The sequence below is a fragment of the Streptomyces yamdrokensis genome (genome assembly GCF_053890455.1).
Map to the genome: position 1 here is coordinate 7,218,947 of NZ_CM132679.1, position 22,529 is coordinate 7,241,475.

The 22,529-nt window shown below is 75.6% G+C and carries 4 protein-coding genes; 3 read left to right on the forward strand and 1 reads right to left on the reverse strand.

What is annotated here, in order from left to right:
* The first annotated feature begins 7 nt into the window (after positions 1-7).
* The 3 genes from ACWZEH_RS31805 to ACWZEH_RS31815 all read left to right on the forward strand — a co-directional run bounded on the left by ACWZEH_RS31805 (position 8) and on the right by ACWZEH_RS31815 (position 20,944).
* Positions 8-20,026, forward strand: a complete 20,019-nt coding sequence (locus ACWZEH_RS31805) for a non-ribosomal peptide synthase/polyketide synthase (protein ID WP_456194512.1) — start codon at positions 8-10, stop codon at positions 20,024-20,026.
* Positions 20,027-20,121: 95 nt separating this feature from the next.
* The gene (locus ACWZEH_RS31810) at positions 20,122-20,325 is read left to right on the forward strand and encodes an MbtH family protein (RefSeq protein WP_384016109.1); all 204 of its coding nucleotides are present in this window, start codon (positions 20,122-20,124) and stop codon (positions 20,323-20,325) included.
* Between the two features lie 106 nt (positions 20,326-20,431).
* Entirely contained in the window at positions 20,432-20,944 is a 513-nt protein-coding gene (locus ACWZEH_RS31815; RefSeq protein WP_456194513.1) for a GNAT family N-acetyltransferase, read from the forward strand.
* A gap of 106 nt (positions 20,945-21,050) precedes the next feature.
* Here the strand turns inward: ACWZEH_RS31815 and ACWZEH_RS31820 are convergent, their stop codons facing one another.
* Positions 21,051-22,403: a DUF2254 domain-containing protein gene (locus tag ACWZEH_RS31820; RefSeq protein WP_456199948.1), complete on the reverse strand. Its 1,353-nt coding sequence runs from the start codon at positions 22,401-22,403 to the stop codon at positions 21,051-21,053.
* Between the last annotated feature and the right edge of the window lie 126 nt (positions 22,404-22,529).

The window sequence follows — 22,529 nt, forward strand, 5'->3', positions numbered from 1 at the left end:
AAACCCCATGACGTCTTCGAAGCGAAACCGCGCCGAGGCCCTCCCGCAGGACCTCCAGGAAGCGCTCCGCCGCCGGCTCGCCGGACGGGCCGCAGGCACCCCCGGCGCCGCCGCCCGGCAGACCATCGGGCACGCGGACCGCAGCCGGCCGCTGCCGCTGTCCTTCGCCCAGCAGCGCCTGTGGTTCCTGGACCGGCTGCGCCCCGGCGACCCGCGCTACAACAGCGCGGTCGCGTTGCGCCTGACCGGCACCCTCGACCGCACCGCCCTGTCCGGCGCGCTGGAGCACGTGGTGGGGCGGCACGAGGCGCTGCGCACCACGTTCGACGAGGCCGACGGCAGGCCCGCGCAGAGCGTGCGGCCGGTCGGCCCGCTCCCGCTGCCGGTCCGGGACCTCACGGCTCCCGGGGACGGGAAGGCTCTGGAAGCGGCCCTGTCGACCGAGTACGAGCGCCCCTTCGACCTGCGCACCGGGCCGCCGCTGCGCGCCCTGCTGCTGCGCGAGTCGGACGATGCGCACGTGCTGCTGCTGACGGCCCACCACATCGTCACCGACGGCTGGTCGATGGGCGTGCTCCTGGACGAGCTGTGCACGGCCTACGACGCCCTCGTACAGGGCGCGGAACCCGTGCTGCCGCCGGTGGCCACGCAGTACCCGGACTTCGCCGTCTGGCAGCGCGAGCAGCTCTCCGGCCCTCGACTGGAGCGCGAACTGACGCACTGGAAGGAGCGGTTGGCGGGCGCGGTGGCGCCCGAGCTGCCACTGGACCGGCCGCGCCGCGGCGAGGAGTCCGGCGCGGGCGCGGTGCACACCTTCACCGTCCCCGCGGCCACCACGGCCCGGCTGAAGCACCTCGCGGCCGAGCGGCACACCACGCTGTTCACCGCCCTGGTCGCCGCCTGTCAGGCTCTGCTGGCCCGCTGGTCCGGGCAGGACGACATCACCGTCGGCTCGCTGACCCCCGGACGCGGGCGCACCGACCTGGAACGGGCCGTCGGGTTCTTCGTCAACACCGTCGTGCTGCGCACCCGCGTCGAGACCGCCGGTTCCTTCCGCGACCTGCTGGCCGCCGCCGCGGACACCGTCAACGAGGCCTTCGCGCACGGCGACACGCCGTTCGAGCGGCTGGTGGAGGCCGCCGGCGCGATCCGGGAGGCGGGCCGCAACCCCCTGTTCGACGTGATGGTCCTGCTGCACCCCGCGCCGCCCGCCGCACCCGACCCGCACGGCCTGGCCGCCGCCCCGGTCGCCGTGCCCCGGCGGGCCGCCACGTTCGACCTGAGCGTGGAGTTCGTCCCGGACGGGGACGGGCTGACCGGCCTGCTGGAGTACCGCACCGACCTGTTCGACGCGGCCACCGCCGAGCGCATGGCGGATCAGCTGCTGCGCACGCTGGACGGCGCCGCCGCCGAACCGGACCGCCCGCTCGGTGCCCTGCCCCTGCTCTCGCCCCGGCAGACGCGGCAGGTGACGCGGGACTGGAACGCGACCGCGCGGCCCGTCCCCGAGGGGACCCTGCCCGAGCTGTTCGCGCGGCAGGCCGCCCGCACCCCGCACGCCACCGCCCTGGTCGCCGGGGACGTACGCCTGGACTACGCGACGCTCGACGCCCGCGCCGACCGTCTCGCCCGCCACCTGGTCGCGCGCGGCGCGGGTCCCGAGCGGCTGGTCGCCCTCAGGCTGCCGCGCACCGCCGACATGATCGTGGCGATCCTCGCCGTCTGGAAGGCCGGCGCCGGCTACCTGCCGCTGGATCCCGCGCTGCCGGCGGACCGGGTGCGGTTCCTGCTGGAGGACGCGCGGCCGGCGCTCGTCCTGGACGAAGCCGCGCTGCGGGAAGACCCCGGCACGGCCTTCGGCCGGCTCGCCCCGCCGCACCCCGACACCACCGCCTACGTCCTCTACACCTCGGGCTCCACCGGCCGCCCCAAGGGCGTGGCCGTGGCACACCGGTCCCTGGCGAACCTCCTGGCGGGCCATCGCGAGGGCTTCGTCGCCGAGGCGGGCGGCGGGCCGCTGCGGGTGGCGCTGACGGCGTCGTTCTCCTTCGACACCTCACTGGAGGGCGTGCTGCTGATGGCCGACGGCCACCCGCTGCACCTGGTCGACGAGACGACCCGGCTGGACGCCGCCGCGCTGGTCGAGTACGTCGTCGAGCACCGCATCGACTTCCTGGACCTGACCCCCACCTACCTGCGCCAGCTGCTGCCCGCCGGACTGCTCACCGACCCGCGCCACCACCCCCGGGTGCTGATGCTCGGCGGCGAGGCGGTGGGGCCCGGCCTGTGGCGGGAGCTGGCCGGGCGGCGGGACGTGGCCGCCTACAACTTCTACGGGCCCACCGAGTGCACGGTCGACGCCCTGGCCTGCCGCATCGGGGGCGACGGCCGTCCGACCGTCGGCAGGCCGCTCGCCAACGTGCGCGCCTACGTCCTCGACGACCGGCTGCGGCCCGTGCCGCCCGGAGTCGGCGGCGAGCTGTACCTGGCCGGCGTGCAGCTGGCGCGCGGCTACGCCGGCCGGCCGGGGCTCACCGCCGCACGGTTCCTGCCCGACCCGTTCGGCCCGCCCGGCACCCGCATGTACCGCACCGGCGACCTGGCCCGCTGGACCGCCGACGGACGCCTGGACCACCTGGGGCGCGCCGACGACCAGGTCAAGGTGCGCGGCCACCGCATCGAGCCCGGCGAGGTCGAGGCGGCCCTGACGGACCTGCCCGAGGTCGCCGCCGCCGCGGTCGTCGCCGTCACCGACCCGCACGGCCACGCCCGGCTCGCCGCCTACCTGGTGCCCCGACAGGCGGCGCACCGGCCGCCGCTCCTCGACGGACAAACGGCGCCCGCCGGGGCGCCGGTCCCCGCCGGCCACGACGCGCGGCTCGTCGTGGCCGACGTGCGAGCGGCCTGCCGGCGCGTGCTGCCCGACCACATGGTGCCGTCCTCCTTCACCGTGCTCGACGGCCTGCCGATGACCGTCAGCGGCAAGGTCGACCGGCGTGCCCTGCCCGCCCCCGACCTCGACGGCGGCGAGCGCGACAAGGAGTTCGTCGCCCCGCGCACCCCCGAGGAGGAGATCCTCGCCCGCATCTGGGCCGAGGTGCTGGGCGCGCGCAGGGTCGGCGTGACGGACAACTTCTTCGAGCTGGGCGGCGACTCCATCCTCAGCATCCAGGCCGTCTCCCGCGCCCGCGCGGCCGGCCTGAACCTGACCTCGCGGGACGTCTTCCGCCACCAGACCGTCGCCGACCTCGCCGCCGCCGCGTCCCCGCGGACCGCCGACGCGCCCGCGCCGCGGCGGCCGCGCGAGGAGGGCCCGGCACCGCTGACGCCGGTCCAGGAGTGGTTCTTCGCCACGCACGGCCCGCTGCGGCACTTCAGCATGTCGATGCTGCTCGACCTGCCGCACGACCTGGACGAGCCGGCCCTGGAGCGCGCCCTGGAGGCGCTGGTCGCCCACCACCCCGCGCTGCGCACCCGCTTCGCCCGCTCGGGGGACACCTGGCGCCAGCACTCCGGCGACGGCCCGGCCACCGGCCTGCTCACCCGCCACGACCTCTCCCGCACCGCCGACGCGACGGCCGCCCGCGAAGAGGCCGCCGCGGCCGCCCGCGCCGCCCTCGATCCGCAAGCCGGCGCGCTGCTGCGCGCCGCCCTGCTGTCCCGCCCCGACGCGCGCCCCCAACTCTTCGTCACCGCGCACCACCTGGCGGTGGACAGCGTCTCCTGGCGCATCCTCCTCGCCGACCTCGCACAGGCCTACCGGCAGGCGGCCCAGGGCGACCCGGTCCACCTGGAACCCGTCCCCACGCCGTTCGCCGACTGGGCCGCGCACCTGTCCCGCCGAATACGCGACGGCGACCTCGACGCCGACCTGCCGCACTGGACGGCCGAGGCCGCCGAACCCCGTACCCCGCTGCCCGTGGACCGCCCCGGCACCCCGCTCGCCGGCTCGGTCCACACCCTGCGCACCCGCGTGGACCGCGTCACCACCGAGGCCCTCCTGCGCCGGGTGCCCGCGGTCTACCGCACGCAGGTCAACGACGTGCTGCTCAGCGCGCTGAGCAGGGTCCTCGCCGACTGGACGGGCACCGAGCGGGTGACCGTCACCCTGGAGGGCCACGGCCGCGAGGACGACACGCTGGACCTGTCCCGCACGGTGGGCTGGTTCACCACCCAGTACCCCGTCACCCTGGCGCCCGCCGGACCGTCCGACGCGCCCGACTGGGGCACGACCCTCAAAACGGTGAAGGAGCGGCTGCGGGCCGTTCCCCGGCACGGCCTCGGCTACGAGGCCCTGGCCCGCCTCGGCTCGCCCGACCCGGCCGCCCGTGCCCTGCGGGACCTGCCGCTGCCGCAGGTCTGCTTCAACTACCACGGCCAGTGGGAGGCAGGTGACGGGCGGGACTTCGCCCCGGCGGGCGAGGCACCCGGCCGTGACATCGCCGCCGACGAACCGCCGGCCCACCTGCTGGACGTCTCCGCCGCGGTCGCCGGCGGCGAACTGGAGATCACCTGGCACTACAGCGACCGGGTGCACGACGAGGACACCGTCCGCACCCTCGCCGACGGCATGACCCGCGCGCTCGCCGCGATCGCCGGGCACTGCGCCCGCCCCGGCGCGGGCGGCCGCACCCCGTCGGACTTCCCGCTGGCCCGCCTCGACCAGGACCGCCTGGACCGGCTGGTCGGCGACGGACGGGACGTGGCGGACGTCCTGCCGCTGACCCCGCTCCAGGAGGGCATGCTCTTCCACCGGCTGGTCGGCGGCCCCGACGACGTCTACGTCGACCAGGCGGCACTCCTGCTGGAGGGCGTCGCCGACCCGCACGCCCTCGCCGCGGCCTGGCAGCGCGTCACCGAGCGCAACCCCGCCCTGCGTACCCGCGTGGTCTGGGAGGACGTACCGGTTCCCCTCCAGGTCGTCCACCGGGACGTGCGGGTACCGGTGACCCACCTCGACTGGCGGGGCCTGGACGGGACCGAGCGCGCCGAGCGCCTCGCCCGGCTGCGGGCGGACGACCTGGCCCGCGGCATCGACCTCGCCGCCGCGCCCCTGATGCGGCTGACCCTGGTCCGGCTGCCCGACGCGCGGCTGCACCTGCTGTGGACCTCCCACCACCTGATCCTGGACGGCTGGAGCCTGGCCCAGGTGCTGACCGAGGTGTTCGAGGAGTACGCGGCGCTCACCGCCGGCGCCGAGTCCCGGCCACCGCTGCGGCGTCCCTTCGGCGACTACGTGCGATGGCTCGCCGAGCAGGACCCGGGCGCCGCCCGCGCGCACTGGCGAGGCGTCCTCACCGGCTTCACCACCCCCACCCCGCTGCCGGCCGACCGCCCCCTGCGCGAGGCCCACCTGTCCCGCTCCGCGGACGTGCACGTGGCCGGCCTGGACGACGAGGCGTCGGCCCGGCTGGCGCGCACCGCACGCGACGCCGGACTCACCCTCAACACGGTCGTGCAGGGCGCCTGGGCGCTGCTGCTTGCCCGGTACGGCGCCGAGGACGACGTGGTGTTCGGCACCACCGTCTCCGGCCGGCCCGACGACCTGCCCGGCGTCGAGTCGATGGTGGGCATGTTCATCAACACCGTGCCCACCCGGGTACGGGTCGACGCCGGGCGCACGGCCGGCGCGTGGCTGCGGGAACTGCAGGACGCCCAGGCCGAGTCGAGACGGTTCGCGGCCGTGTCGCTGGCCGAACTGACCCAGCTGAGCGACGTGCCGTCCGGCAGCCCGCTCTTCCACAGCATGGTCGCCTTCGAGAACTACCCCTTCGACGAGGCCCGCACGGCCGGCTCCGGGGTGCGCCTGGCCCAGGTGAGCTCCCGCGACGCCACCAACTACCCGCTCGTCCTGCGCGCCCACCACGGCGAGCGCCTCGGCTTCGACCTCGCCTACGATCCCGCCCTGTTCGACGCGGCGACCGTCCGCTCGCTCGCCGACCGGCTGTGCCTGCTGCTCACGGAGCTGGCCGACGGCCCCGACCGGCCGCTGCGCACCCTGGCCCGGCCGACGGCCGAGGAACGGCGGCGGATGCTCACCGACTGGAACGGCACCGAGGAGGGACGCCCCGAACAGACCCTGGTGGACCTGTTCGAGGCGCAGGTCGCCCGCACGCCCGGCGCCGTCGCCGTCACCTGCGGAACCGAGCGCCTGGACTACGCGACGCTCGACGCCCGCGCCGGCCGGCTCGCCCACCGGCTCGCCGGACTCGGCGCCGCACCGGAGCGGTTCGTCGCCCTCGCCCTGCCCCGCTCCTGCGACCAGGTCGTCGCGGTCCTCGCCGTGCTGAAGACCGGCGCGGCCTACCTGCCGATCGACCCGGCCTCGCCCGCCGAGCGCATCGGCCACCTCCTCGCCGACGCCGCCCCGGTGACGCTGGTGACCACGACCGGCACGGCGGCCCGGGTCGACGGCACCGACGTCCCCCTGCTGCTCCTCGACGATCCGCGGGTCGAGGCCGACCTCGCCGAACGCCCGGCCACCGGCCCCGCCCCGGCCCGCCGGCCGCTGCCGGAGAGCCCCGCCTACGCCATCCACACCTCCGGCTCCACCGGCCGCCCCAAGGGCGTGGTGATCCCGCACGCCAACGTGGTGCGGCTGTTCACCCGCACGAGCCACTGGTTCGGCTTCGGCGCGGACGACGTGTGGACCATGTTCCACTCCTACGCGTTCGACTTCTCCGTGTGGGAGCTGTGGGGCCCGCTGCTGCACGGCGGCCGGCTCGTCGTCGTGCCCGACGGGACGGCCCGCTCCCCGGAGGACTTCCTGCGCCTGCTGGCGGACGAGCGGGTCACCGTCCTCAGCCAGACGCCGTCCGCGTTCTACCCGCTGATCCGAGCGGACGCCGAGCACCCCGAGACCGGCGCCCGCCTCGCACTGCGCACGGTGGTCTTCGGCGGCGAGGCCCTGGACGTCGGCCGGCTCGCCGACTGGTGGACGCGCCACCGGGCCTCCGCCCCGCGGCTGGTCAACATGTACGGCATCACCGAGACCACCGTGCACGTCACCCACGCTCCGCTCGACCCCGTCACCGGCGCCGACGGCCCCGCCAGTCCCATCGGCACGGCCATCGGGGACCTGCGGGTGTACGTGCTCGACGCGGACCTGGCGCCCGTGCCGCCCGGCGCGACCGGTGAGCTGTACGTGGCGGGCGAAGGCCTGGCCCGCGGCTACCTGGGCCGCCCCGGCCTCACCGCCACCCGCTTCCCCGCCGACCCGTTCGGGCCGGCCGGCAGCCGCATGTACCGCACGGGCGACCGGGCGAAGTGGCGGGCCGACGGCACCCTGGAATACCTGGGCCGCGCGGACGCCCAGGTGAAGATCCGCGGCTACCGCATCGAACCCGGCGAGATCGAGGCGGCCCTGCACACCCACCCCGGTGTGGCCGAGGCCGCGGTCGGCGTGTTCGAGGACGCCTCCGGCACCCGCCGGCTCGTGGCGCACGTCGTCGGCTCCGGCGGCCCGGCCCCCGCGGCGGCCGAGCTGCGCGCCCACCTGGAGCGCCTGCTGCCCGCCCACATGGTGCCCGCCGCCTACGCGCCGACGGACGCCCTGCCGCTCACCGTCAACGGCAAGCTCGACCGGCGCGCACTTCCCGCGCCGGGACCGGACGGCTACGCCGCCGGCACCGACCGGACACCGCCGCGCACGCCCGCCGAACGGCTGGTCGCCGCCGCCTGGGCCGACGTGCTGGGAGTCGAGGAGGTGCACGCCGGCGACGACTTCTTCGCGCTCGGCGGCGACTCCATCCTCGCCGTCCGCGTCACCGCCCGGCTGCGCGCCGCGTTCGGCCCCGACGTCTCCCCGAGGCTGCTGTTCACCCGTCCCACGGTGGCCGCCCTGGCCACCGAGCTCGGCGAACCGGCCGACGGCGCGCCCGCCCCGCAGACCGACGCGATACCGGCGACCGCCCCGCAGACCCCGGCGCCGCTGTCGTACGCCCAGCAACGCCTGTGGTTCCTCGACCGGTTCGAGCCCGGCAGTACCGAGTACACGACGCTGTCCGTACTCCGCCTGCGCGGAACGCTCGACGTGAGCGCCCTGCGCACCGCGCTGGACGGCCTGGTCGCCCGGCACGAGGCGCTGCGCACCACGTTCGTCGAACAGGACGGACAGGCCCGGCAGCTGGTGCACCCGCCGCACCGGGTCGACCTGCCCGTGGACGACCTCACCACGGCCCCGAACGCGCGGGCGGCGCTGGACGCGCTGCTGGAGCGCGAGGCCGCCACGCCCTTCGACCTGGCGGCCGGGCCGCTGCTGCGCGCCCGGCTGGCCCGCCCGGCCGCCGGCGAGCACGGCGAGCACGGCGAGCACGTCCTCGTACTGGCCGTCCACCACATCGTCACCGACGGCTGGTCGCTCGGCGTCCTCGGCCGGGACCTGGGCGAGCTGTACGCGGCGGCACACGAGGGCCGCCGCCCCGAACTGCCCGAACTGCCCGTCCGGTACGCCGACCACGCCGCCTGGCAGCGCGCCCGCACCGACCGCGTCGAGCACCAACTCGCCCACTGGCGCGAGACACTGGACGGAGTGCCCCCACTGGAGCTGCCGACCGACCGGCCGCGTCCCGCCGTACGGACCCGGGACGGCGCGCTGGTCACCTTCACCCTGCCCGCCGAACTGACCGAACGGCTGCGCGAGCGGGGCCGGGAGGCCGACGCCACCCTGTACATGACGCTGCTGACCGCCTGCACGGTCCTGCTGTCCCGCTGGGCCGACCAGGACGACTTCGCCGTCGGCACCGTCACCGCGGGCCGTGAGCGTCCCGAACTGCACGACGTGGTGGGCATGTTCGTGAACACGCTGGTGCTGCGCAACCGGGTGCGCCCCGGCACGACCTTCCGCGCGCTGCTGGAGCAGGTGCGCGGCACCGTCCTGGAGGCGTTCGCCCACCAGGACGTGCCCTTCGAGCGGCTGGTGGACGCCCTCCAGCCCGAGCGGGACACCAGCCGCACCCCCCTGTTCCAGGTCATGGTCGCCCTGCACAACCTGGGCGCCGAGGCTCCCGTGCTCCCGGGCCTGGACGTCGAGCCGCTCACCCCGCCGGTCCGGCACGCCACCTTCGACCTGGCCTTCGACTTCGTGGAGGGCGACGGCGGCGTCACCGGCCACCTGGAGTACGACACCGCCCTGTTCGACGAGGACACCGTCCGGCGCCTGGCCGCCCGGCTGCGGCTGCTGCTCCAGGCCGCGGCGCAGGACCCCGACCGGGACGTACGGGCGCTGGAACTGATGACCGCCGCCGAGCGGCGCCGGGTGCTCCACGACTGGCAGGGGCCGCGGCTCGCGGTTCCCGAGACCACCTTCCCCGCCCTGTTCGAGGCGCAGGCCGCCCGCACCCCGCACCTCACCGCCCTGGTGGCACGGGACGCCACACTCGACTTCGCCACCCTCAACGAGCGCGCCAACCGGCTCGCCCACCACCTGGTGGCCCAGGGCGTCGCCCCCGAGCGAGTGGTCGCCGTACGGCTGCCGCGCACCTGTGACCTGCTGGTGGCGGTGCTCGCCGTCGCCAAGGCGGGCGGCACCCTCCTGTGCCTCGACCCCGACCTGCCCGCCGAACGCGTCACCCACCTCCTCGAGGACGCGGCCCCGCACACCGTGCTGAGTGCCGGCGCACTGCGCGAGGTGCCGTGGGACCGGCTGCCCGCCCACGACCCCACCGACCGCGACCGCCCGGCCCCGCTGCGCCCGGACCACGCCGCCTACATCGTCTACACCTCCGGCTCCACCGGCCGCCCCAAGGGCGTCGTCGTCGAACACCGCCACCTGGTCAACCTCTGCCACGACCACCGCGAAGGGCTCGTCGCACCGCACACCGCGGACGGGCGGCGGCTGCGCGCCGCGCTGAGCGCCTCGTTCTCCTTCGACACCTCCTGGGAGGGGCCGCTGCTGCTCGCCCTCGGGCAGGAGGTCCACCTCGTCGACGAAGACGTGCGCCTGGACCCGGACGCGTTCTGCGCCCAGGTCGCCGAACGCGGCCTGGACCTGGTGAACGTCACCCCGTCCTTCCTGCGCGAACTCACCGCCGCCGGGCTCCTCGCGCCCGGCCGCCACCACCCGCGCGTCCTGCTGGTCGGCGGCGAGGCGACGGGCCCCGACACCTGGCGGGAACTGTGCGCCGCCGCCGGCCTCGGCGTCACCGCGTACAACATGTACGGGCCCACCGAGTGCACCGTCGACGCCACGTACGGGCGCTGCGCCGACCACCCGGACCGACCGGTCATCGGGCGCCCCGGCCGCAACCTGCGCGCCTACGTCCTCGACGGCGCCCTGCGCCCGGTGCCGTCCGGCGTGCCCGGCGAGCTGTACCTCGCCGGCGCGCAGGTGGCCCGCGGCTACCTGGGCCGCCCCGGCCTGACCGCGTCGCGTTTCGTCGCCGACCCGTTCGGCGCGCCGGGGGAGCGGATGTACCGCACCGGCGACCGCGCCCGCCGGGACGAGCGTGGGCTGCTGGAGTTCCTGGGCCGCGCCGACGAACAGATCAAGATCCGCGGGTTCCGCATCGAACCCGGCGAGGTCGAGGCCGCGCTGCTCGCCCACCCCGACGTGTCCGAGGCCGTGGTGACGGCACGTGAGCACGCGGGCCGGCTCATGCTCGTGGCCCACCTGGTACCCGCCCGGGACGCCGTCCCGACCGCCGACGAACTGCGCCTCGCGCTCCGGCGCACCCTGCCGGACCACATGGTGCCGGCGGCGTTCGTCCCGCTGGCGCGGATCCCGCGCACCAGCAGCGGCAAGACCGACCGGCGCGCCCTGCCCGCCCCGCCCGCGCACCCCGACCCCGCCACGACGTACGTGGCACCGCGCCCCGGCCCCGAGGAGACGCTGGCCGCGATCTGGGCGGACGTCCTGCGGGTCGAACGGGTGGGCGCGCGGGACAACTTCTTCGCGCTCGGCGGCGACTCCATCCTCAGCATCCAGATCGTCTCCCGGGCCCGCCGGGCCGGACTGGCGCTGACCACCAAGGACGTCTTCCGCCACCAGACCGTCGCCGAACTCGCCCTGCGCGTCACCAGGGCGGCCCCCGCCCCGGCGGACGCGGCCGCGCCCGCCGAGGCACCCCTCACCCCGATCCAACGCTGGTACCTCGACGGCCGCCGCCCCGGCGACCCGCTGCGCTTCACCATGTCGCAGCGCCTCGAACTCGCCCCCGACACCGACAAGTCCGCCCTGGGCCCCGCCGTGGACGCCCTCGTCCGCCACCATCCGGCCCTGCGCACCCGCTTTTGCCGCACCGACGACGGCTGGTGCCAGGACGTCCTGCCGGACGTCCCCGAAGGCATCCTCACCCACCACGACGTGACCGGTCTGGACGGCCCCGCGCTGGAGGCCGAGGTGCGGCGCGCGGCGGACGCGGCCCGGGCGTCCCTGGACCCGGCCGAGGGCCGGATGGTGCGCGTCCTGCTCTTCGAGCGCGGCCCGGACCTGCCCGCGCAACTCCTGTTCACCGTCCACCACCTGGCCGTCGACGGCGTCTCCTGGCGGATCCTGCTGGCCGACCTGGAGAGCGCCCACCGCTCGGCCGCCGACGGACGCCCCGTCGCACTGCCCCCGGCCACCACCGCGTACGGCCACTGGGCGGCCCGACTGGAGACGCACACCCGCTCCGGCGCCCTGGACGGCGACCTCGCCCACTGGGAGCGCACCGCGGCGGCCCCGGCCGACCTGCCCGCGGGCCGGCCCGGCCCCAACACCCACGGCACCGCCGCCACGGTCACCGTGCTGCTCGAACCGGAGACGACCGAGGCCCTGCTGCGCCGGGTCCCGGAGGTCTACCGCACCCAGGTCAACGACGTCCTGCTCAGCGCCCTCGGCCGCACCCTGGCCCGCTGGTGCGGGCGCGAGACCGTGCTGGTCGGCGTGGAGGGCCACGGCCGCGAGGACCTCTTCGACGACGTGGACCTCTCCCGGACGGTCGGCTGGTTCACCGCCGAGTTCCCCCTCGCGCTGCGCGCCGCCCCCGACGCCGGCTGGCACGACACCCTGCGCTCGGTCAAGGAACAACTGCGCGCGGTGCCGCTGCACGGCCTGAGCCACGGCGCGCTGCGCCACCTGCTGCCCGACAGCCCGCTGGCCGCCGCCCCGGCGCCGCGGGTCGGCTTCAACTACCACGGCCGGTGGGACGCCGGCGGGAGCCGGAGCGGGCTCTACGGGGCCGCCCTGCCCCCGGCCGGTTTTGACACCGACCCCGACGCACCCCGCCCCTACCTGCTGGACATCACCGGCGTGGTCCAGGGCGGCCGCCTCGAACTCGGCTGGACCTATCCGCCGGCCGTCTACGACGAGTCCACCGTCCGCGGGCTCGCCGACGAGATGTGCGCGGCGCTGCGCGACATCGCGGCCCACTGCGCCCGCCCGGACGCGGGGGGCCGGACCCCGTCGGACTTCCCGCTCGCCGGGCTCGGCCAGCCGGAGCTGGACCGCCTCGTGGGCGACGGCCGGCACGTGGCGGACGTCCTGCCGCTGACGCCCCTGCAGGCCGGCATGCTCTTCCACGGCCTGGTGGACACGGCGGGCGCCTACTTCGACCGGACGGCCGTACGGCTGTCCGGGGTGACCGACCCGCAGGCCTTCGCCGCGGCCTGGCAGCAGGTCGCCGACCGCACCGGGGCCCTGCGCACCAGCGTCCACTGGCAGGGCCTGCCGCACCCGGTCCAGGTCGTCCACCGCCACGTGGAGCTGCCCGTCACCCACCTGGACTGGCGGCACCTGACGCCCGAGGAACGTGAGAGGCAGACCGGGGAACTGCTGGCCGCCGACCGCGCGGCGGGCATGGACCTCACCACCGCGCCCCTCACCCGCATCACCCTGGCCGCGCTGCCCGGCGACGAGATCCTGCTGCTGTGGTCCTCCCACCACCTGATCCTGGACGGCTGGAGCACCGGGCAGCTGCTCACCGAGGTCTGCGAGCGCTACGCCGCGCTCACCGGAGGCCGCGAAGCCCCCGCACCGGTCAGGCGCCCCTTCTCCGACTTCCTGCACTGGCTGCACGAGCAGGACGAGCACGAGGCCGAGGCCTACTGGGCCGGCACCCTCGCCGGCTTCCCGGTCCGCACCCCGCTGCCGTACGACCGCACACCGGCCGAGGCACACCGCGCCCGCGCCGCCGCCACGGCGCACCGGCAGCTGGACGAGCACGTGTCGGCGCGGCTGCGGGAGGCGGCGGCACGGGCCGGGCTGACGGTGAACACCGTGATCGAGGGCGCCTGGGCGCTGCTGCTGGCCCGCCACGGCGGACGCGACGACGTCGTGTTCGGCACGACCGTCTCCGGGCGTCCGGCCGAACTGCCGGGCGTGGAGGCGATGACCGGCATGTTCATCAACACCGTGCCCACCCGGATCCGCGTCACGGGCGGGGGAGCGGCGTCCTGGCTGCGGGGCGTGCAGGAGCGGCAGAGCGACGCCCGGCGCTTCGACTTCCTCGCGCTGCCCCGCATCCTGGCGCTGAGCGAGGTCCCGGCGGGCGAGGCGCTGTTCGACAGCATGGTGGTCTTCGAGAACTACCCCGTCGACGAGTCCGCCACGGCCCGCACGGGCGTGCGCGTCGAGGAGGTGCGGGCCGACGACGCGCCGACCTTCCCGCTGTGCCTGCGCGCCCACCTCGGCGACCGGCTCGGCATCGACCTCGCCTACGACCCCGGCCTGTTCGACGCGGACACGGCCGAACGCCTCGCGGCCAGGCTCGCGGTCGTCCTGAGCGCCCTCGCCGACGGCATCGGGGCCGACACGGACGTGACCGGCCTGCAGCTGCTGACCGAGGACGACCGAGCCCTGCTTCAGCGGTGGAACGCCACCGCCCGGCAGGCGGCGCCGCGCAGTCCCGTCGAGCTGTTCGCCGAGCAGGCCCGCCGCACCCCCGACGCGCCCGCCCTGCGCGACGCCGGCACGGACCTGACGTACCGCCGCCTCGACGACTGGTCAAACGCCGTGGCGTCCCGGCTCCTCGCCGGCGGTCTGCGGGCGGAGGACCGGGTGGCGCTGCCGATGGACCGCTGCGCCGAACTCGTCGTCGCCCAGCTCGCCGTCCTCAAGGCGGGCGGCGCCTACGTGCCGGTGGACGCCCGCGCCCCGGAGGAGCGCCGCCGCACGCTGATCGAGCGGGCGGGCGCGACGGCCGCGCTGACCGCCGCGGACGTCGCCGCCGCACGCACCCCCGTGCCGGGCGCGCCCGCCGCCCTGCCCGCGGACGCCGACCGGCCGGCGTACGTGATGTTCACCTCCGGATCGACCGGCGAGCCCAAGGCGGTCGCGGTACGCCACCGTGACGTGGCCGCCCTCGCCACCGACAGCCGCTTCGCCGGCGGGGTGTGCGACCGGGTGCTGCTGCACTCCCCGGTGGCCTTCGACGCCGCCACCTTCGAGGTGTGGGCGCCCCTGCTGAACGGCGGCTGCGTGGTCGTGGCACCGCCCCGGCCCGTGGACGCGGCACTGCTGCGGCACCTGGTCAGCGACGGCGGACTGAGCGTGCTGTGGCTGACCGCCGGCCTCTTCCGGCTGCTGGCGCAGGACGCGCCGGACTGCTTCGCCGGCCTGCGCCAGGTGTGGACCGGCGGCGACGTGGTGCCCGCCGCGGCCGTACGCCGCGTGCTGTCCGCCTGCCCCGGCCTGACCGTCGTGGACGGCTACGGCCCCACCGAGACGACGACGTTCGCGACGTCCTTCGCGCTCACCGACGCGGCGGCCGTCCCGGACACCGTGCCCGTCGGCCACCCGCTCGACGACATGCGGGTCCACGTCCTCGACGCCCGGCTGCGGCCCGTACCGCCGGGCTGCGCCGGCGAGCTGTACCTCGCCGGCGAGGGCGTGGCACGCGGCTACCTGGGCCGTCCCGGCGACACCGCCGCCCGCTTCCTCGCCGACCCCGCCGGCCCGCCCGGCACCCGTATGTACCGCACCGGCGACCTGGCCCGCCGCCGCCTTGACGGCACGGTCGAGTTCCTGGGCCGCGCCGACGACCAGGTGAAGATCCGCGGCTTCCGCGTCGAACCCGGCGAGGTGGAGGCGGCCCTCGCGGCGCATCCCGGCGTCGCGGACGTGGCGGTGCTGGCCCGCGAGGGCCGGCCCGGCGGCCGGCGCCTGGTGGCCTATGTGGTCGGCCCCGAAGACCTCACGGCCGTGCGGGAGTTCGCCCGGCGCTCCCTGCCCGACTACCTCGTGCCCTCGGCGTTCGTCGCGCTGCCCGCGCTGCCGCTCAGCGGCAACGGCAAGGTCGACCGGGCCGCCCTTCCGGCGCCGGAGGCCGCCGACGGCGACCGGCGAAGCGCGCCGACCGCGCCGCGCACCGACGCCGAGCGGCGCACCGCCGACGTCTTCGCGGAGGTCCTCGCCGTGCAACGGCCCGGTGTGGAGGACGACTTCTTCCAGCTGGGCGGCGACTCCATCCTCAGCATCCGGCTGGCCGCCCGCCTGTCCGAGGCGTTCGGCACCGACCTGTCACCGCGCGCGGTGTTCACCCACCCCACCCCCGCGGCCCTCGCCGCCCTGCTCACCGCGGAGCCGTCCGGCGACGCCGCGCCCACCGCGATCGTCCCGGTCCCCCGCGACACGCCCGCCCCGATGTCGTACGCCCAGCAACGCCTGTGGTTCCTGGAGGAGTTCGCGCCGGGCAGCGGCGAGTACGTCACCGCGCTCGCCCTGCGCCTGCGCGGCCGGCTCGACGTGCCCGCCCTCACCGCGGCCCTGCGCGCCCTGGCCGGGCGGCACGAGGCGCTGCGCACCACCTTCGACGCGGTGGACGGCCACGGCGTGCAGATCGTCCACCCGGCGCCGGACGTGCCGCTGACGCTGCACGACCTGTCGAAAACGGCGGGGGCCGAACGGGCGGTCCGGCTGGAGGAGCTGCTGGAGGCAGAGCGTGCCCGCACGTTCGACCTGCGGCGGGGCCCGCTGCTGCACGCGGGGCTGATCAGGCTCTCGGACGACGAGCACGTCCTGACGCTGACCCTGCACCACATCGTCACCGACGGATGGTCCACCGGAGTGCTCACCGGCGACCTCGCCCACTTCTACCGGGCCGAACGGGGCGCGGACGAAGGGGAGCTGCCGCCACTGCCGGTGCAGTACGCCGACTACGCCCACTGGCAGCGCGGCAGCGGCACGGACGACCACCTCGCGTACTGGAAGGAGCACCTGACCGGTCTGGAGACGCTGGACCTGCCCACCGACCGGCCGCGTCCGGCGGTGCGCACCCACGACGGCGCCGCCGTACGCCTCACCCTGCCGCGCGGTACGGCCCGCCGCCTCGTCCAGGTGGGCCGGGACCGGCAGGCCACCCTGTTCACCACGCTGGTCGCCGCCGCGCAGACCTACCTGGCCCGCCTGACCGGCGGCCGGGACATCACCGTCGGCACGGTCACCTCCGGCCGCGACCGCGCCGAGACCCAGAACCTCGTGGGGTTCTTCGTCAACACCCTCGTCCTGCGCTCCCGCGTCGAACCCGGCCGTCCCTTCCCCGAGTTCCTCACCGAGGTGCGCGGGACCGTGCTGGACGCCCTCGCCCATCAGGAGGCGCCGTTCGAGCGGGTGGTGGACGAGGTCCAGCCGGTCCGCGACACCAGCCGCACCCCCCTGTTCCAGGTCATGGTGGTGCTGCAGAACGCCCCGGCCGCCGGCCTCGACCTGCCCGGCGTCGAGGTCACCGACGTCGACACGGAACTGCGGCACGCGGCGTTCGACCTCACCCTGGAGTTCGCCGAGACCCCCGCCGGAGAACTGCACGGCCTGCTCACCTACAACACCGACCTGTTCGACACGGCCACCGCCGAACGGATGGCCGACCAGCTCGGCACGCTCCTGACCGCCGTCGCCGACGACCCCGACCGGTCCGTGGGCGCCCTGCCGCTGGCCACCGACGAGACGCTCAAGGCCGTCCTCGACCAGGGACGGGGCACCGCCCGCCCGGTACCGGCGGCGACGCTGCCGGACCTGTTCGAACAGCAGGCCGCCCGCACGCCCGACGCCGTGGCCCTGGCCGACGCCGACGGCCGCGAGCTGACGTACGCGCAGGTCGAGCGCGCCGCCAACCGGCTGGCGCACCGGCTCATCGCCCGGGGCGTGGGACCCGAGCGGATCGTGGCACTGGCCCTGCCCCGCGGCGCGGAGACGGTGGTGGCCCAGCTCGCCGTGGCCAAGGCCGGCGGGGCCTTCCTGCCCGTCGACCCGGACTACCCCCAGCAGCGAAGGGAGTTCATGCTGCGCGACGCGGGCGCCCGGCTCGTCCTGGACGACCCCGCCGCCGTACGGGACGCGGACGGGCCGGACACCGCCCCCACGGACGCCGACCGCACGGCCCCGCTGACCGTCGCCCACCCGGCGTACGTGATCTACACGTCCGGTTCCACCGGCACACCCAAGGGCGTCACGGTGACGCACGGCGGCCTGGCCGCCTTCGCCGCGGCCGCCGCCGACCGCTACGACGCGGGCCCCGGTGACCGGGTCCTGCAGTTCGCCTCGCCCAGCTTCGACGCCTCCGTGCTCGAACTGTGCGTGTCCCTGCTCGGCGGAGCCACCCTCGTCACCGGGGAGAAGGGCCCCCTCGTCGGCGAGCGGCTCGCCGAGGTCCTCGCCCAGCGACGCGTCAGCCACACGCTGATCCCGCCCGCCGCCCTGGCCACGGTCGACCCCCAGGCCGCCGGCGCCCTGCCGCACCTGCCGCACCTGCCGCACCTGCGCACCCTCATCGTCGGCGCCGAGGCGTGCCCGGCCCACCTCGTCGAACGGTGGGCCCCCGGCCGGCGCATGATCAACTCGTACGGTCCGACCGAGGCCACCGTCGTCGCCACCTGGACCGGCCCCCTCGCCCCGGGCACGGGCGCCCCGCCGATCGGCCGCCCGGCCGGCGCCACCCGCGTCCACGTCCTCGACGCCGCCCTGCGCCCGGTCCCGCCCGGCGTCACCGGCGAACTGTACGTGGCCGGACCCGGACTGGCCCGCGGCTATCTGAACCGGCCCGGCCCGACCGCCTCGCGTTTCGTCGCCGACCCGTTCGGCGCGCCGGGGGAGCGGATGTACCGCACCGGCGACCTGGCCCGCTGGGACACGTCCGGCGAACTGCGCTTCGCCGGACGCGTCGACGACCAGGTCAAGCTGCGCGGCTTCCGCATCGAGCCCGGGGAGATCGAGAGCGCGCTGCGCCGCAGCCCGCGGGTGCGCGACGCGGTGGTCACCGTACGCGGCGGCGGGACCGGCCCGGACGGCCGGTCCGGCGGACGGCTCGTGGCTTACGTCGTGCCCGCCGAGGGCACCACGGAGGAACTGCCGGTGCCCGAGCTGCGTGACCACCTCGCCGGGCTGCTCCCGCCGCACATGGTCCCGTCGGCGTTCGTGCCGCTGGAGCGCCTGCCGCTCACCCCCAACGGCAAGACCGACCGCGCCGCCCTGCCCGAACCCGGCCCCACGCACACCGCCGCCGGGCCGCGCACGGCACCGCGCACCGACACCGAACGCCGCATCGCCCGCATCTGGGCCGACGTCCTCGGCGTGGCCGACGTCGGCGCGCACGACAACTTCTTCCACCTCGGCGGCGACTCCATCCTCAGCATGCAGGTCGTCTCCCGGCTGCGGCGGGACGGACTGCACCTGGCCACCCGCGACCTGTTCACCCACCAGACGGTCGCCGAACTGGCCACCGTCGTCACCGGCGCGCCCCGGCACTCCGGGGAGGGCCCGGTGAGCGGAGACGTGCCGCTCACCCCCATCCAGGAGTGGTTCCTCACCAGCCCGCGCGCCAGCCACAGCCACTTCAACCAGTCGCTGCTGCTGGAACTCGGCACCCCCCTGGACGCCGCCGCCCTGGAAACAGCCCTGAACGCCCTGCTCGACCACCACGACGCCCTGCGCATGCGCTTCACCGGGGACGAAGGCGGCCGGCGCCAGTTCAACCCGCCGCCGTCCGGCACCGACCGCGACCGGCTCCTGCACCGCCACGACCTGAGCGGGCTGACCTCCGCCGAGGCCGACGCGGCGATGGAGGAGGCCGCCGACGACCTGCACACCGGCTTCGACCTGGCGCGCGGCCCGTTGCTGCGGGCGGCCCTGTTCACCGGGGACGCCGGCCGGCCCGCCTTCCTCCTCCTGGTCGCCCACCACCTCGTCGTGGACGCCGTGTCCTGGCGCATCCTGCGCGACGACCTGGAGGCCGCCCACCGGCAGGCCGTCCGGGGCGAGCCCGTCGCGCTGGGAGAACGCACCACCTCCTTCCGCGACTGGGCCCGAGGCCTCGCCGCACACGTCGAGGCGGGCGCCCTCGACGACGAACTGCCCTACTGGGAGCGGGCGGTCGACACCGAGCCGCTGCCGGCCGGGACACCGGGCGGGCCGGAGACGGGCCTCGTCGACACACTCACCGTCGAACTGGACGAGGCGGACACCGAGGCGCTGCTGCGCGCCGCGCCGACCGCCTACCGCACCCGCGTCAACGACGTGCTGCTCGCCGCCCTCGCCCTGGCCCTGGCCCGCTGGACCGGCCGCGAGGAGGTCCGCCTGGACCTGGAGGGACACGGCCGCGAGGACGTCCTCGACGACGTGGACCTCTCCCGCACGGTCGGCTGGTTCACCACCGTCCACCCCGTCGCCCTCCAGGTGCCCGAACCCGCGGGCCCCGGCCCCACCCGGGACTGGCGGGCCCTGGTGAAGTCGGTGCGCCGCCAGCTGCGCGCCGTGCCCGGCAACGGCCTGGGCTTCGGCGCGCTGCGCACCTTCGGCCCGCCCGAGGTGCGTCAGCGGCTCGGACGGGCCGCGCACGGACAGGTCGTCTTCAACTACCTCGGCCAGTGGGACGCCCGCCCGGAGAGCCCCGGCGACGGCCTGGTGCGCGCCGAGCACGGGTCGTTCGGCCGGCACCACGACCCGCGCGACAGCGGCTCCCACCCGCTGGAGGTCGTCGGCGCGGTGCAGGGCGGCCGGCTGTCCTTCACCTGGCACCACCGGCCCGCCCTCCACGCCACGGACACCGTGCGACGTGTCGCGGACGACTTCGCCGAGGCCCTGCGCCACATCGCCCACCACGCCCAAAACAACCGGTGAGGCCCCGCCCCGCGATCCGCGCCCCACCGCCGGACACCCCACCACCGGCCCAATCGCCCGCCACCCGCCCGACCGAGAGAGCGAGACCGACAGACATGGACGAGAACACCCGCTACCAGGTGCTGCGCAACGACGAGGAGCAGTACTCGCTGTGGCCCGTCGACGTCGAGGTGCCCGCCGGCTGGCAGCCCGTCGGCAAGGAGGGCACGGAGGCGGAGTGCTCCGCCTACGTGGACGAGGTCTGGACCGACATGCGCCCGCGCAGCCTGCGGGAGCGCATGGAGAACACCGGAGCCTGACGCGTCCCGCGCAGCCACGAAGGACGGGCCGGGGTGCGTCCGCGACCGCACCCCGGCCTCCGCCCCGCCCGCCCTGCCCGCTTGCCCGCCCGTCCGAGGAGCCGTCATGACACCGGTCCTGCACACCGAACGACTCACGTTCCGGCCCTACCGCCCCGAGGACGAGGACGTCTTCGTGGCCCTGCTGCGCGACGAGGAGGTCTGCCGCTGGATGGGCCAGGAACGCGTGCCGGAGGCCGACCTCCGCACGCTGTTCCGCGTCATCCTCACCGACGTCTACCCGCAGCACAGGTTCGACGTGTGGGGACTGTGGCGCGAGGAGGTCTACGTCGGCCACGCGGAGGTGAAGAAGACCGGCAACGTCGACGGCCACGAACTGATCACCGCTCTCGCCCCCGAGTACTGGGGCCGGGGCCTGGGCACCGAAGTGGTCCGCGGCCTGCTCCGCCACGCCGCCGACAACCTGGGCCTGAAGGAGGCCTACGGCATGGTCGGCGCCGACAACACCGCCAGCCTGGCCATGACCCGCCGACTGGGCTTCAGGCACGTGCGCGACGTGGTCGGCGACGACGGCACCGTGACCAGGATGGTGGTGATCTCGACGACGGACCCGGCCTGACGCCGGAAACCGGTCCGGAACACCACGGCGCCGTCCCACGCCCTCGATCCGGTTCCATGCCCTCTCCCGCGGGGCGTGCCCGTGACGGGCCGAGGCGGCCGTGCGGTCAGCGGGTGCGGTCGTGTGTCCACCGGCCGGCCAGGGCCTCATCGACGAGTCCGGTCAGTTCGATGAGCCGGAAGGACTCGGTGGCGTGGAGGTTCTGGGCGTCGATGGTGGAGCGCAGCAGGGCGAGAGTGGTGACGATGGGCGGGTGCCGGTCGGGTGCGGTGCTCCAGGCGAGTTCGCGCAGCAGCATCGCGATGCGGGTCAGGACGGCGGGTTCGGCGGCGCCGTAGCGCAGGGGCTGGACCACGGCCAGCTCCAGGAGGTCCTCCAGGCCCGGGCGCCGGAGCACGACTCTGATCCGCCGGCCGTCGTCGCGCAGCAGCCGGGGGCCGAGACCGTGCTGGGCCAGCTCGCACAGCAGCGCGGCGGAGTGGGACAGGGCGTGCACAGCGGTCGTCGGGTCGTTGACCCCGGGGGAGAGTGCCTTGGTGGCGATGTCGGTGAGCTGCCGGAGCCCGAAGGCGACGTCCTGGAGGCCGGTGCGTTCGGGGCCGGTCCTCACCGCTTTGGCGGCTCGTTCGGCCAGACGTGTCCATGCGTCGGGGGAGAACGGCTCTCCGGCGCGTGGCCAGGCGGCTCCCACGGGCGTGGCGGCGATCAGCGAGCTTCCGGGGAGGGGGTCGATGAGCAGGACGGCGTCGGCTTCGACGGCTGCCCGCAGCAGGGCCGCCTCGTCGACGGAGGTGAAGAAGCCGGAAGAGCCGACGCTCAGGGGCAGTGCGCCCGCGGGCGGTTTTGGCGGTGCGTCGGAGGAGCGCGCGCCGCCGGAGCCCCTGCGGTCCGCGTCCTCTTCTTTCGAGAGGACCCGATCGAGGGTGCGGCCGGCGGCGGAGTGGATGCTGCTCATCATCGTCTCGACCCGGATCTCGCGCGCCAGGTGGGACAGGAACAGGACGAGGGCGAGCAGGCTGGCCAGGGTGAGCAGGAAGGCGACCGTGACCGACAGCTCGGGGACGAACCTGGTCTGCTCGTCCTCGCCGGTGCGTACGGTGCGCAGCACGGTCAGGGCATAGGTGAACGTCGCGAGGAAGAGCGCCAGGGTCGTCTGGACGTACCGGTCGGAGTTGAAGGTCCGCAGCACACGGGGGGAGAACTGGCTGCTCGCCAGCTGAAGCGTCAGCACGGTGAGCGAGAAGGTCAGCGCCGTGACCGTGATCAGGGAGCCGGCGATGGCTTCCAGCACCGCGCGTGCGGCATCCGAGCTGCCGCCGAAGAAGTAGTCACTCAGCCAGGACGGGAGGTCGTGCTGAAGCCGCTCGTCCAGCCGAGGCAGCCCCACACCCGCGACGACGGCGAGTACGACACCCAGCGTCGGCACGGGCCACAGCTGGACCCGGAGCGTGTCACGCATCAGCACGAGCTCAGACTACAGACCGCCGCAAACAGGGCAACTTGCGGAACGGTGCTGTGGGTGAATGCCGTATTGGTGCGTTGCAGTGGATTTTCTGCACATATGTGATTCGTTCCATTCGGGGTG

Bases quoted from the DNA above. Each gene is read 5' to 3' on its own strand.
- ACWZEH_RS31805 (WP_456194512.1), top strand. From the start codon at position 8: ATGACGTCTTCGAAGCGAAACCGCGCCGAGGCCCTCCCGCAGGACCTC.
- ACWZEH_RS31810 (WP_384016109.1), top strand. From the start codon at position 20,122: ATGGACGAGAACACCCGCTACCAGGTGCTGCGCAACGACGAGGAGCAG.
- ACWZEH_RS31815 (WP_456194513.1), top strand. From the start codon at position 20,432: ATGACACCGGTCCTGCACACCGAACGACTCACGTTCCGGCCCTACCGC.
- ACWZEH_RS31820 (WP_456199948.1), bottom strand. From the start codon at position 22,403: ATGCGTGACACGCTCCGGGTCCAGCTGTGGCCCGTGCCGACGCTGGGT.